This is a genomic window from Rhodococcus aetherivorans (assembly GCF_025722975.1).
Classification (GTDB): domain Bacteria; phylum Actinomycetota; class Actinomycetes; order Mycobacteriales; family Mycobacteriaceae; genus Rhodococcus; species Rhodococcus aetherivorans.
Genome location: NZ_CP106982.1, coordinates 2399047 through 2412279, shown reverse-complemented (window position 1 = coordinate 2412279; position 13233 = coordinate 2399047). Strand labels below are relative to the sequence as shown.

The following is a 13233-nucleotide window of genomic DNA, read 5'->3' as shown; positions in this document are numbered from 1 at the left end:
AGCGGGAGGAATCATGATGGGCAAGCTGGTCCGCGACCGGATTCCCGACATCATCGAGGCCGACGGCCGGGTGGCGCGCACCCGTGTACTCGATCGGGACGAGTACCGCAGCGCCCTGCTCGACAAGCTGGTCGAGGAAGCACACGAGCTGCGGGAAGCGCACAACGGCGACGAGCGGCTCGGCGAACTCGCCGACGTGCACGAGGTGTTCACGTCCCTGCTCGCCGCGTTCGGGATCGCCGCCGAGGAGGTGGCTGCCGCGGCCACCGCCAAGCGCGCCGAGCGCGGCGGCTTCGATCGCCGCATCTGGCTGGAATAGCGTCGGTACACCGGCAACAGGTTCCGGACGGCGACAACCGTCTCGACGGTTGTCGCTGTCCGGAAGCTCTGTCGTGGCGGAACGAGTGCTCAGGTGAGGAAGGGCAGCACGGCGGCCTCGAACTCGCGGTGCCGATCGCGGTGGATGCTGTGGCCGCAGGTGAAGTCGTGGACCGCGACGTCGCCGAGGACGTCCACAGCGGCCTCGAGCCGGGTCGGATCGACCATGCTGCCCGGCCCGCCCCGCAGGATCATCGTCGGTGCGGTGATCCGCGGAAGATGTTCCCACCACCGCGGATTCGGCGCGCGGAACTGGGTGAGCGCCGAGCTGGTCATGGAGCGGTCGAAGGCGAACGTCGCGCGCGGATTGCGCAGCAGGCTCGTCGAGGCGTGCCACAGCTCGGCCGGCGACGGCAGGCGCCCGCCGAGCACCTGCGGCGGATCGCCCGGGCGCAGCGGCAGCGGCGCCTCCTCGAGCACCAGGCGCCGCACCAGGCCCGGGCGCTGCTGCGCGACGAGGGATCCGGTGTGCCCGCCGAGGGAATGCCCGACGAGGTCGACCGTCTCGAGGCCCAGGTGTTCGCAGAGCCCGAGCACGTCGGCGCCGAACTCGTCGAAGCGGTAGGACGCGGCGCGGGCGCTGCGCCCGTGGCCGCGCAGGTCCACCGCGACGACCCGCCGACCGGCCGCGAGCAGGGACCGGGCGAACCGGTCCCACGTGCGTCCGTCGCCGCCCATCCCGTGCACCAGCATCACCGGCACCGGGTGGTGGCCCGTCCTGGGAGCCGAATCCCGGTAGGCGATCGCCACACCGTTCGGCGCGGCCGTCAGCACACTGGTCTCCACGTCAACCGAGGGTACTCACTCGTAGACGCCCTCCACATGCCAGCGGTCGTCGACGTGGATCACCAGCAGGGCCCGGGACTCCTCGAGCCGCACCTGCAGCCGCGCCGCCGCCCGCGCCGCGGCCGGGTCCCACCAGTACTCGTCCACCGGCCACGGCCCGGCCCAGGCGTGCACCCGCCAGCTGCGGCTGCCCCAGCTCAGCCGGGTGGGATCGCCGCTGAGCAGACCGCGCTCGGTCACCGTCACCGGGGTGCCCGACGCGTCCTCGAGCGCGATCGGGGGCAGGGTGGTGAGCACCACCGCCGGGGCGGGCGGGGGCAGCCGACCCGGCCACGGCGCCGACGGATCCGTCGCCGGCACCCGCTCCTCCCCCAGCGGCACGAGGGTCACCCGTTCCAGCGGGCCACGTCCGCCGCTGAGCACCCCCACCAGCACGGCTTCGCCACCGAGCAGTCCCTGCACCCGCACCAGGGCGCGCCGGGCCCGTTCGTCCTCGTCGCCGGCCCCGCCCCACAGGCCCAGCTGCAGCGCCCCCGCCGCCACCACCTCCACCGGTTCGAGCCGCAGCAGCACGATCCCGGCGGTGGGGCGGGTCGCGCTGTGCCCGGTGAGCCAGCCGTCGAGCTGCCAGCGCACCCGGTCGGCGGTGCCGTCCGGGGTCAGCGGTTCGGCGCAGCGCCACGTCCGGGCCAGCTCCTCACCGTTGCCGGTGCGGGCGGCCACCAGCAGCCGGGTGCAGGCCACCCCCGCCGCGGCCAGCCGGGTGTGCAGCAGCGCGGCGAGCGCCCGGCCGGCGAAAGCGGCCGAGTCGACCCGTTCGAGCGGCGGATCGCAGGGGCGCTCCACCACCAGATCGGGCGGCAGGGCACGACCGGACGGCGGGCGCTGCGGCCGTGCCCGTGCGCTGCGGTGCGCGGCGACGGCGTCCGCACCGAAGCGGGAGGCGACGTCGGTCGGCGACAGCGCGGCGAACGCCCCGATCGTGCGCAGACCGAGCCGTTTCAGCAGGTCCACCAGGTCGACGCGGTCCGGCGCGGTCAGGGACGGCTCCACGCAGATCTCCGAAATATTCAGGGGTGCAAGGAATTCCTCGTCCTCTCCGGGCGGGACGAGGCGGGCGTGGCGGGCGGCGAGCACCGCGGTGAACAGCTCGTCGGCGATGCCGACCTGGCATTCGACGCCGGTGGCGGCCACCTCGTCGACCAACCGCTCGGCCGCCGCCTCCTCGGAACCGAACCAGCGCACGACGCCGCGTGCAGCGAGCACCACCAGACCGGGGCGCAGCACCTCCACGCCGGGCGCCGCCGCGTCGATCGCCGCCACCACCGGCTCGAACAACCGCGCATCGCGGCCCGGATCATCCTGGGCGACATACAAATCCGGACACCGAGCCTGAGCCTCCCGTCGCCGCAGGCCCCGTCGCACGCCGGCGGCCCGGGCCGGTGCGGAACAGGCCGCCACGCGGTTGGCCGAGATCACCGCCACCGGCGCCGTGGGCGGCAGGTCGGCAGCCGCGGCGGCGGCGATCGCCGGCCAGTCCGGACACCACAGGGCCACCACCCGGGCCGGGCAGCCGGATTCGCTCACCGCGCCACCTCGGCCGGGCGGGGCACACTCCCCACCCGCGCCGGTTCTCCGGGGCGCCACTCCACTCCGGTTCGACCGGCACACAAGTCTATTCGCGCCACACGGGGCTGGAAGGCACGGCCCTGCGCGCGCACGGAAAGCCCGGTGCCGCACAGCCTGCCCCGAGCCGAGGCCGACAGTCCCCGGTAGCCGTGCACCGCGGCCTCGAGCCGCACGTGCGCTCCGTCCCACCGGCCGTCGGTGACCATCAGGGCCGCGCCCTTGCTGCGGGCCCGCGCAACCACCGCCCGGGTCCGCGCCGGCGGCACCACGGCGCCCCCGAGGCCGAGGACGACGAGGTCCATGCCGTCGAGCAGGACGGCGGCCACCTCCACCGGATCCGGTCCGGGCTCGGGGATCAGCGCGATCCGGCTCAGTTCGGCCCCCATCTCGGCGGCGGCGAGCAGGCCGAGGCGGCGATGCCCGACGACGGCGGCGTGCCCACCGGCGGCGGTGGCCGAGGCCAGCACACCGATCAGCAAAGACATTGCCCCGGAGAAACTTACGACGGATCCGCGGACCAGGCCACCGTCCGGGAGCAGCCGTGCGAGCGGCTCGGGTACCGGAAGCAGCCGGTCGACCGGCACCGGGGACGTCGCGGGCTCGGCGGGGCGGGGACGAGCACTCTCCCCCCTCACAGGAATCGCGGCGATCTGCCGCCGCAACGCCTCGAGCCGTTCCTGCCGGGGGAGCCCCGCCGGATCCTGCGACCCGCCCTCGACCGGAAACTCGGCCACCTCACCCACACGAACTCCCCTCGCCCTGCGCCGGCCGCGTATAGCACGGCCCACCGACAAACCGCGGGGAAGACGCGATTGTTCGAACACGTATTCGAACAGGTTCAGTAGACCCGACGGCGGGGCGCCCGTCAAGCGATGGCCCACCGCGGCATCCACTACCCTCGTCAAGGTGGCGGAACAGGAGCGAGCGGCAAGCGTCGTCGGCCCGGATCAGCTGGTGGCCGGACGTTATCGACTCGTTTCCAAGCTCGGCGGCGGTGGTATGGGCGCGGTCTGGCTCGCGCACGACACCCTGCTCGACCGGGACGTGGCCGTCAAGCAGGTCACCTCGACCGTGGGCCTGCCCACGGAGGCCGCCGAGGAGATCCGCCGCCGTACGCTGCGCGAGGGCCGGATCGCCGCCCGCCTCACCCACGAGCACGCCATCTCCATGTACGACGTCGCCCTCCACTCCGGCGAGCCGTGGCTCGTCATGGAGCATCTGCCCTCCCGCAGCCTCGCCCAGGTGATGAACATCGCCGACACCCTGCCGCCGCTCGAGGTGGCGCAGATCGGCACACACATCGCCGACGCGCTCGCCGCCGCCCACGCCGCCGGGATCGTGCACCGCGACATCAAGCCGGGCAACATCCTCGTCGCCGAGCGCGGCCGCGAGCTGGGCACCGTGAAGATCAGCGACTTCGGCATCGCCCGCGCCAAGGGCGACCACGACCGTTCCGGTGTGATCACCGGTACCCCCGCCTTCTTCGCACCCGAGGTCGCCCGCGGCAGCGATCCCACCGAGGCCAGCGACGTCTTCTCCCTCGGCGCGACCCTCTACACCGCAATCGAGGGCCAGCCACCGTTCGGCATCGACCCCGACTCGATCGCCCTGCTGCACCGCGTCGCCCGCGCCGAGATCATCCCGCCGACCCGGACGGGCCCGCTGACCGACGTCCTCCTCGCGATGCTGGAACCGGACCCCGCCCGCCGCCCGACGATGGAGCAGGCCCGGGACCGTCTCGCCGCGGTCGCCTTCGGGCCCGACGCCGATCCGGCACTGCTCCGCGGCCGGCCGATCCTGTCCGCCGACGGCACCGTCCCCGTGTGGGCGCGGCGCGCCACGACCCTCGTCGGTTCCCGGCGCACCGCGGGCACCGGGGGCACCCTCACCGGGTTGCCCGCAGCTCCCCACAGCGCGCCCCGCTCGATGTCACCGCGGGGCGTGCCCCGCTCGATGTCACCGCGGGGCGTGCCCCGCCCTGCGGAGCTGCTGCACCGGCTGCGGCCCACCGGTCCCCCGCCGCGCACCACGCAGGAGAAGATCGTGGCGTTCGCACCGATGGCGATGGCGATCATGGTGGCCGTGCTCGTTCTCGCGCTGATCGTGGCCCTGATCATCGCGGTCGTCGTGAGCTGAGCTTGACCTTCGGGTCGGCCGAAACTCGATGATGGGGCCGTGACCACCTCCCCAGACCTGATCACGATCGGCACCATGGCCCGGCTCAGCGGGCTCACCCCGGGAGCGCTGCGGTTCTACGGCGACTGCCGGCTGCTCGTGCCCGCCGTGGTCGATCCCGTCACCGGCTACCGGTACTACACGGTCGACCAGCGCGAGCGAGCGGTGACGATCCGTCAGCTCCGCGAACTCGACGTCCCGCTCGACGACGTCGGCCGGATCCTCGACGGCGATGCCGAGTCCGGTGCCGCGCTGCTCGACGAATACGTCGCCGAGCTGCATCGCCGGGCCGAGCGCGCGACCCGGCTGGCCTCCGCCGTCAAGGCCCGCCTCGTGGCGCCGCCGACGGTCGTCGTACCGGGCAGGCTCCTCGCCGACACCGTCGAACGCGTCTTTCCGTCCGTCGCCACGGATTCGGAAATCCCTTGCCTGACAGGCATTCTCGTTGAGGTCGACGCCGGGGCGGTGGTCCTGACGGCGACGAACCGTTACCGGCTGACCACCGGCTCCGTGACGGCCGCGGCCCGCACCGGGAACCCGTTCCGCACCGTCGCCGACGGCTCCGCGCTCCGCGGGACCGCCGCCTGGCTGCGGGAACACGAGAACGTCGGCCTGGCCCTCGACGACGACTCGGGCGCGCTCACCCTCACCGGCGCGGACGGCGAGCGGCACCGCTGCCCGGCCGTCGGGGGCACCTTCCCCGACTACGGCAGCATGCTCGCCGCCCTCGACCCACCGGTCACGCGGGTGATCGTGCACCGCGACGCCCTGGCCGGGGCCGTGCGCGACGCCGCGGCCGGCACGATCGACCTGTGCGTGCGGGCGGCGGCACTCACCGTCGGCCACCGGGGGCACGACCGCGTGCTGCCCGCCGACATCACCGGCGCCGACCTGGATCTCTCCTTCGACCGGGACGGGCTGGGAGCCGCCCTCGACACTGCCGTCGGCCCGGAGGTGCTGCTGGACATCGCCTCCTACGACCGGCCCGTCGTGATCCGTTCCGCTGCCGCCGGCGACCTGACCACCCTGGCCATGCCCGTCCGCCGAGAAGAACACCCGTGACCGCGACCCGACCATGACCGCCGTCGCCGGGGCGATGATCGCGGCGGCGCTCGCGGCCGGATCGACCGAGCGGCTGCCCACGCACGGAACTCCGGTCAGTCGATCCGCCGCCGGTGCGCCCACCGGGTGAGCGCATTGCGGTTGGACTGCTGGGTCTTGCGCAGCACGTTCGACGCGTGCGTCTCGACGGTCTTGACCGAGATCACCAGTTCCTCGGCGATCTCGCGGTAGGTGTAGCCGCGCGCCAGCAGGCGCAGCACCTCGAGCTCCCGGGGGGTGAGCGAATCGAGTTCGGGGTCGAGCGGCGGCTCGGGGACGCTCGAGCGGCCGGTGAACGAGTCCAGGACGAACCCGGCCAGGCGCGGGCTGAACACCGCGTCCCCGCCGGCGACGCGGCGCACCGCGTCGGCCAGCTCGGCCCCCGAGATGGTCTTGGTGACGTAGCCGCGGGCGCCGGCCCGGATCACCGCGATGACGTCCTCGGCGGCGTCGGAAACGCTCAGCGCCAGGCACACCGGGCCCTCGGTGATCCGCCCGAGCACCGCCACCCCGCCCCCGTCGGGCATGTGGACGTCGAGCAGGACCACGTCGGGGCGGGTGGCATCGATTCCCGCGACCGCTTCCGCGACGGTGCCGGCCTCGCCGACGACCTCCATGTCGCTCTCCCGGCCGAGTTCGGCGCGCACCCCCGACCGGAACACGGCATGGTCGTCGACCAGGAACACACGGAAACGGCGGGAGGCGTCGAGTGACGTCAAGTGGGCTGCTCCTCTGGATGGGCGTCGGTGCCCTCCCACTCTAGGGTCGTCGTCCGCTCCGGTCCGGCACCGGCACGGGGCATATGGATGCGGATCTCCGTGCCCTTGCCCGGGTTCGAGCGCACACCGACCCGGCCGCCGCGACGCTCCACGCGACCCCGGATCGAACGGGCCAGGCCCTGCCGGTCCTCCGGCACCGCGGATTCGTCGAAGCCGACGCCACGGTCCCGGACGAAGACGCTCACCTGTTCGGGTTCGACCTCGACGAACAGGTCCACGCTGTCCACCCGCGCGTGCTTGGCCGCGTTGACCAGTGCCTCCCGGGTGGCGCCCAGCAGCGCGGTGAACGACTCGGCGGTCAGGTCCTCGTCGTCGCCGGGCACCACGTCGCCGACGATCACCGGCGCCACCGAGACCCCGTACTGGTCCTCCACCTCGCCGGCGATGGTGCGCAGCGCCTCGGCCAGGCTGGTGTGCGGGGTCTCGCCGCCGCCGAACAGCCAGCGGCGCAGCTCGCGTTCCTGGCTGCGCGCCAGGCGCAGCACCTCCTGCGAGTTGTCGGCCTGCTTCTGGATCAGGGCGAGCGTCTGCAGCACCGAATCGTGCAGGTGCGACGCGATCTCCTCGCGTTCCTCGTTGCGGACGCGGGCGGCGCGTTCCTCCTCGAGCGCGCGCCACATCCGCACCCACAGCGGCACCGACAGCAGGCCGGCCCCGACCAGCGTCACCAGCACCGCCAGCACCGACGAGCGCAGGGCCGCCACGTCGACCTGGGCGAGGATCACGACACCGAGCCCGAGCACGATGAGCGAGGCGCCGCCGACCACCCGCGCCCAGGTCAGCACCGTCGGGCGGGCGGGCAGGCCCAGCACCGAACGCGGTCCCTCGGCGTCGAACTCGCGCCAGACCAGCGCGGCGCCCACCGCCACCACGACGACAGGCGCGATCACCGAGCCCACACCGCCGTTGAGCAGCCACGAAAGCCCTACGGCCAGGCCCAGTCCGATGACCGCCAGGCCCAGCGCCCGGCGCCGCTCGGTGGGCGACGGCGGTTCGGTGTCCGAGCCCTGCGGCGTGAGCGCCCACAGCAACCCGTAGGCGACGATGCCGAGGCCGGCGAGCGCCGCCAGGACCGTGAACGCCACCCGCACCTTGAGCACGTCGACCCCGAGGTGGTCGGCGAGACCACCGGCCACGCCGCCCACGACCCGGCCGCCGACCCGGCGCTCGAGGCGGGGGGTGGGCAGGTGCGGGTAGGGAACCGGCTGCATACCTTCGATACTGGCACGCGCACCCCGCCCCGGGCATCGGGGACGAACCCTGAGCCGGCGGCCGCGCGCAGCGGCAGAATTCAGGGTCGGTCCCTGATGTGCGGCGGGGCGGCGGTCGAGAAGGATGTGCAGCATGAACACGCGAAGCTTCCCCGAGCAGCTCTCGGACATGTGGCGCACCCGTCCGGTCCGGCTGCCACGGCAGGGCCATGTCGCCGGGGTGTGCGCGGGCATCGGCGTGCGGTACGACGTGGATCCGGTGCTGATCCGCGTGGCGTTCGTGGTGTCCACGTTCTTCGGCGGCGCCGGCCTGGTGCTGTATCTGGCGTGCTGGCTGCTGCTGCCGCGCTACGGCGATCAGGTCTCCCCCGCCGAGTCCCTCGTCGGCCGGGGGCACAGCTCCGAATCGAGCACCAAGGCCGTGGTGCTCCTGGTGGTGCTGGCGGTCGCGGCCAGCGCCTTCGGCCCGATGGGCCCCGGGGTCGGCGGTTCCGGGTTCGTGAGCATGGTGCTGATGCTCGGCGGCCTGTGGCTGCTGTACCAGCGCCGGCCCGAACCCCCGGCGCTGCCCGGGGCGCCGCAGCTGTTCCCACAGAACCCCTTCCAGGCCCCGTTCCAGCAGAGCCAGTACCAGCAGGCGCCCTTCGCGCAGCACACCGCCGCCACCGGGCCCGCGCCGGCGGATCCGAACTTCTGGACGAAGCCGGAACCGGACTCGCCCCGGGCCGCCGGCGCGGAGTCCCCCGAGGCGAACCCGGAGCCCCCGCAGGATCCGTTGCTGCAGCGCCCGACGCCGCCGTCCTGGGATCCGCTCGGCGTCGCACCGTTCGCCTGGGACCTGCCCGAGCCGGCGCCCGCGCCGTCGGTCGTGCCGGCGAAACAGCCCCGCTCACGGCTCACCACGACGGTGCTGGGCCTGGCGGTGCTCGCCGCGGCGGCCGCCGGCGCGGTGGCCTCCGCGGGTGAGGTCGCCTGGCTCACACCGGCGCGGATCGGCGCGATCGCGCTCGCGGTGATCGGACTCGGCCTGCTGTTCGGGGCGTTCCTGCACCGCGGCTACGGACTGCTGGTGGTGACGGGCCCGCTGCTCGGGTTCGTGGTGCTGGCCTCGCTCGTCGGGCCGATCGACACCTCGTCGTGGGGGGAACAGCTGTACTCGCCCCGCACCGCCGCGGAACTGCAGCCGGCGTACTCGGTGCAGATGGGTGCCCTGCAACTGGACCTGCGCGGGCTCGAACTCACCGAGGACGAGACCGTCACCGTCGAGACCCGCTTCGGTGCCACCGAGATCATGCTGCCGAAGAACCTCGACGTCGACGTCGTCTGCACCGAGCGGGCCTCGAACTCGTGCATGATGCAAGGCCTCGACGGCGGCGACGACGGCGTCGGCGGACCGGTCCTGACCCTGAACCTCGACACCGCATTCGGCAACTCGGAGGTGCGCCGTGGCTGACTTCGACACCGACCCCACCGACCCCACGACCGGCACCCGCCGGCGGGGCCCGTCGATCCTGATGCTGCTGTCCGCGATCGCGGCGCTGGCGGTCAGCGGGTGGGCGCTGATCGGGCCGTTCTCCCTCGAGCCGCTCGCGAACGTCGAATTCCGCTGGCTGCTCGTCGCGCTCGCCGTCGTCGTCGGCGCGGCCCTGGTGTTCGCGCCGGGCAAGAAGAAGCGCTGACACCCCGGAACGCACTGCGCCCTTCGGATCGGATCCGAAGGGCGCAGCCGCGTCTCACTCCCACTCGATGGTGCCCGGCGGCTTGCTCGTGACGTCGAGGACGACGCGGTTGACGTCGGGGACCTCGTTGGTGATGCGGGTGGAGATCCGCTCGAGGGTCTCGTACGGCAGCCGGGTCCAGTCCGCGGTCATCGCGTCCTCGCTGGAGACCGGGCGCAGCACGATCGGGTGGCCGTAGGTGCGGCCGTCGCCCTGCACGCCCACGCTGCGCACGTCGGCGAGCAGCACCACCGGGCACTGCCAGATCTGTCCGTCGAGGCCGGCCGCCGTGAGTTCCTCGCGGGCGATGGAGTCGGCGCGGCGCAGGATCGCGAGGCGTTCGCCTGTGACCTCACCGATGATGCGGATGCCCAGGCCCGGTCCGGGGAAGGGCTGGCGGCCGACGATCTCCTCGGGCAGGCCGAGTTCGCGGCCCACCGCCCGCACCTCGTCCTTGAACAGCAGGCGCAGCGGCTCGACCAGCGCGAACTGCAGATCCTCGGGGAGACCACCGACGTTGTGGTGGCTCTTGATGTTGGCGGTGCCGGTGCCGCCGCCGGACTCGACGACGTCCGGGTACAGGGTGCCCTGGACCAGGAACTCGACGGTCTCGCCGTGGGCGGCGTTCTCGCCGAGCACCTCCGACACGGCGCCCTCGAAGCTGCGGATGAACTCGCGGCCGATGATCTTGCGCTTGGTCTCCGGATCCGTCACGCCGGCCAATTCCCGCAGGAAGGTCTCGGCGGCGTCCACCGTGACGAGCCGGGCCCCCGTCGCGGCGACGAAGTCCTTCTCGACCTGCTGCCGCTCGCCCTCACGCATCAGGCCGTGGTCGACGAACACGCAGGTCAGGCGGTCGCCGATGGCGCGCTGCACCAGGGCCGCGGCCACGGCGGAATCCACCCCGCCGGACAGGCCGCAGATGGCACGGCCGTCACCGACCTGCTCGCGGATCTGCTCGATCAGGGCCTCGGCGATGTTCGCGGCCGTCCAGGCGGCGGGGATTCCGGCGATGTCGTGCAGGAACCGGCTGAGCACCTGCTGGCCGTGCGGGGAATGCAGCACCTCGGGGTGGTACTGGACGCCGGCGAGACGGCGCGCGCGGTCCTCGAACGCGGCGACGGGGGCGCCGGCGCTGCTGGCGGTCACTTCGAAGCCGGCCGGCGCGGCGGTGACCCCGTCGCCGTGGCTCATCCACACCGGCTGCGTCGCGGGCAGGCCGTCGTGCAGGACACCGCCGGTGACGGACATCTCGGTGCGCCCGTACTCGCGGTTGCCGGTGTGCGCGACGGTGCCGCCGAGCGCCTGGGCCATGGCCTGGAAGCCGTAGCAGATGCCGAACACCGGGACGTCCAGATCGAACAGCTTCGGGTCGAGTTGCGGCGCCCCGTCGGCGTAGACGCTGGAGGGGCCGCCGGAGAGCACCACGGCGAGCGGCTCACGGGCCGCGATCTCCTCCACCGTCGTGGTGTGCGGCACGACCTCGGAGTAGACCTTCGCTTCGCGGACGCGGCGGGCGATCAGCTGCGCGTACTGGGCTCCGAAGTCGACGACGAGGACCGGCCTGGACTGCTGGGTTTGCGACACCCGAACAGTCTAGAGGCCCGGTCCTCGCCCAACGAACGGCGGTTCGGGTCAGGCGACGCCGGAGGTGGAGCCGCTGCGGACCTCGACGATCGGCAGCGACAACGCGCCCGGAGCGCCCGCGGGCACCACCGGCTTCTTCGGGGCGATCGGGTCCAGCCGGCGGTAGCCCTCGCCCTGGGCGGGGCGCAGGTCCTGCTCCCCCTTGTTCGGCCACAGCGCCGCCGCGCGCTCGGCCTGCGCGGCGATCGTCAGCGACGGGTTGACCCCGAGATTCGCCGAGACCGCGGCTCCGTCGACGACGCTCAGCGTCGGATATCCGTACACGCGGTGGTACGGGTCGATGACGCCGTGCTCGGGGTCGGTCCCGATCACGCAGCCGCCGAGGAAGTGCGCGGTGAGCGGGATGTTGAAGATCTCCCCCCAGGTGCCGCCGGGGACGCCGTCGATCTTCTCGGCGATGCGGCGGGTGGCCTCGTTGCCGACGGGAATCCACGTCGGGTTGGGGTGCCCGTGGCCCTGCCGGCTGGTGACCTTACGGCGGCCGAGCAGGCCCTTCTTGGTGTAGGTGACGATCGAGTTGTCCAGGTTCTGCATGACCAGGGCGATGATGGTGCGCTCGCTCCAGTCCTTGACGCTGAGCATCCTCCCCATCTGGACCGGGTTCCGCGCGGCCTGGCCGAGGAACTTCAGCCACCGCGGGACACGGCCGCCGCCGTCGGTCATCAGGGTCTGCAGCAGACCCATCGCGTTGGAGCCCTTGCCGTAGCGGACGGGTTCGATGTGGGTGTCCGCGGTGGGATGGAACGACGAGGTGATCGCCACCCCGCGGGTGAGGTCGAGTTCCGGATCGACGCGCATCTTGCCGGCACCGACGATCGATTCGGAGTTGGTGCGGGTCAGGTGCCCGAGCCGGTCGGACAGCTGCGGCAGGCCGCCGGTGTCCTTGAGGTGGTGCAGCAGGTGCTGGGTGCCCCAGGTGCCGGCGGCCAGCACCACGTGCCCGGCGGTGTAGGTGCGACGGTTCTTCCGCTTCCATGCGCCGGTGCGCTCGGTGTCGACGTCCCATGTGCCGTCGGCGGCCCGGCGCAGGCCGGTGACCGTGGTGAGGGGGACGATCTCGGCGCCGGCGCGCTCGGCGAGCCCGAGGTAGTTCTTCAGCAGCGTGTTCTTGGCACCGTGCCGGCAACCGGTCATGCACTCGCCGCATTCGATGCAGCCCGTGCGGTCGGGGCCGACACCACCGAAGTACGGGTCGGCGACGGTGCGGCCGGGCTCACCGAAGAACACGCCCACCGGGGTCTGGATGAAGGTGTCCCCGACGCCCATGTCCTCGGCGACGGACTTGACGATCTCGTCGGCGGGGGTCATGTGGGGGTTCTGCACCACGCCGAGCATGCGACGGGCCTGGTCGTAGAACGGGCTGAGCTCGTCGTTCCAGTCGGTGATGTGCGCCCACTGGCTGTCCTGGAAGAACGGGGCAGGCGGCTTGTAGAGGGTGTTGGCGTAGTTGAGGGATCCGCCGCCGACGCCGGCGCCGGCGAGAATGAGGACGTCGTGCAGCAGATGGATCCGCTGGATGCCGAAGCACCCCAGCTTGGGCGCCCACAGGAAGCGCTTGAGATCCCAGCTGGTCTTGGCGAAGTCCGCGTCGGCGAAGCGCCGGCCGGCCTCGAGAATGCCGACCTTGTACCCCTTCTCCACGAGCCGCAGGGCCGTCACACTTCCGCCGAACCCCGATCCGACGATGAGGACGTCGTAGTCCGTCGCGCGCTGCTCACCCACCGAAACACCTCCATGACGCTGGTTGTTACTCACCAGTATGCACAGACTCGCTGTGACCACTGCCACAAGGGTGCCCTAACTGTAACC

The 13233-nt window shown here is 72.7% G+C and carries 12 protein-coding genes; 5 read left to right on the top strand and 7 right to left on the bottom strand.

Going from position 1 to position 13233, the window contains the following annotated elements; translation table 11 throughout:
- Nucleotides 1-16 precede the first annotated feature (16 nt).
- Nucleotides 17-319, top strand: coding sequence for a nucleoside triphosphate pyrophosphohydrolase (locus OCS65_RS10885; RefSeq protein WP_006945808.1), 303 nt, complete (start codon nt 17-19; stop codon nt 317-319).
- 89 nt (nt 320-408) lie between these two features.
- Here the strand turns inward: OCS65_RS10885 and OCS65_RS10880 are convergent, their stop codons facing one another.
- The 3 genes from OCS65_RS10880 to OCS65_RS10870 are packed head-to-tail and all read right to left on the bottom strand — an operon-like array spanning nt 409 to nt 3536.
- The gene (locus tag OCS65_RS10880) at nt 409-1164 is read right to left on the bottom strand and encodes an alpha/beta fold hydrolase (RefSeq protein WP_065922360.1); all 756 of its coding nucleotides are present in this window, start codon (nt 1162-1164) and stop codon (nt 409-411) included.
- A 15-nt stretch (nt 1165-1179) separates the two neighbouring features.
- On the bottom strand, nt 1180-2751 hold the full coding sequence (locus OCS65_RS10875) for a DNA polymerase Y family protein (protein WP_065922359.1): 1572 nt from the start codon (nt 2749-2751) through the stop codon (nt 1180-1182).
- Nucleotides 2748-3536: a hypothetical protein gene (locus OCS65_RS10870; protein ID WP_065922358.1), complete on the bottom strand. Its 789-nt coding sequence runs from the start codon at nt 3534-3536 to the stop codon at nt 2748-2750. The genes OCS65_RS10875 and OCS65_RS10870 overlap by 4 nt, the downstream gene beginning before the upstream one ends.
- A 163-nt stretch (nt 3537-3699) precedes the next feature.
- On the opposite strand from OCS65_RS10870, the gene OCS65_RS10865 reads away from it, so the two are divergent.
- Together OCS65_RS10865 and OCS65_RS10860 are read left to right on the top strand one after the other, a co-directional pair.
- Complete coding sequence (locus tag OCS65_RS10865) at nt 3700-4929, top strand: serine/threonine-protein kinase (protein WP_256997114.1); 1230 nt, start codon at nt 3700-3702, stop codon at nt 4927-4929.
- Nucleotides 4930-4968: 39 nt separating this feature from the next.
- The gene (locus OCS65_RS10860; RefSeq protein ID WP_065922357.1) at nt 4969-6030 is read left to right on the top strand and encodes a DNA polymerase III subunit beta family protein; all 1062 of its coding nucleotides are present in this window, start codon (nt 4969-4971) and stop codon (nt 6028-6030) included.
- 95 nt (nt 6031-6125) lie between these two features.
- On the opposite strand, the gene OCS65_RS10855 is transcribed toward OCS65_RS10860, so the two are convergent.
- A complete protein-coding gene (locus tag OCS65_RS10855) occupies nt 6126-6788 on the bottom strand; it encodes a response regulator (RefSeq protein WP_006934956.1) in 663 nt (220 codons plus the stop codon).
- Nucleotides 6785-8059, bottom strand: a complete 1275-nt coding sequence (locus OCS65_RS10850) for an ATP-binding protein (protein ID WP_006934957.1) — start codon at nt 8057-8059, stop codon at nt 6785-6787. The genes OCS65_RS10855 and OCS65_RS10850 overlap by 4 nt, the downstream gene beginning before the upstream one ends.
- Nucleotides 8060-8192: 133 nt before the next feature.
- Here OCS65_RS10850 and OCS65_RS10845 point away from each other — a divergent pair, with 133 nt between their 5' ends.
- Both OCS65_RS10845 and OCS65_RS10840 read left to right on the top strand, forming a co-directional pair.
- A complete protein-coding gene (locus OCS65_RS10845; protein ID WP_263510152.1) occupies nt 8193-9512 on the top strand; it encodes a PspC domain-containing protein in 1320 nt (439 codons plus the stop codon).
- Nucleotides 9505-9738, top strand: a complete 234-nt coding sequence (locus tag OCS65_RS10840) for a hypothetical protein (RefSeq protein WP_006934962.1) — start codon at nt 9505-9507, stop codon at nt 9736-9738. Before OCS65_RS10845 ends, OCS65_RS10840 begins: the two co-directional genes overlap by 8 nt.
- A gap of 54 nt (nt 9739-9792) precedes the next feature.
- On the opposite strand, the gene guaA is transcribed toward OCS65_RS10840, so the two are convergent.
- Nucleotides 9793-11364 (bottom strand): glutamine-hydrolyzing GMP synthase, encoded by a 1572-nt coding sequence (gene guaA / locus OCS65_RS10835; RefSeq protein WP_006934964.1) that lies wholly within the window; start codon nt 11362-11364, stop codon nt 9793-9795.
- Nucleotides 11365-11412: 48 nt separating this feature from the next.
- Nucleotides 11413-13146, bottom strand: a complete 1734-nt coding sequence (locus tag OCS65_RS10830; protein ID WP_029544781.1) for an FAD-dependent oxidoreductase — start codon at nt 13144-13146, stop codon at nt 11413-11415.
- Nucleotides 13147-13233: the final 87 nt, after the last annotated feature.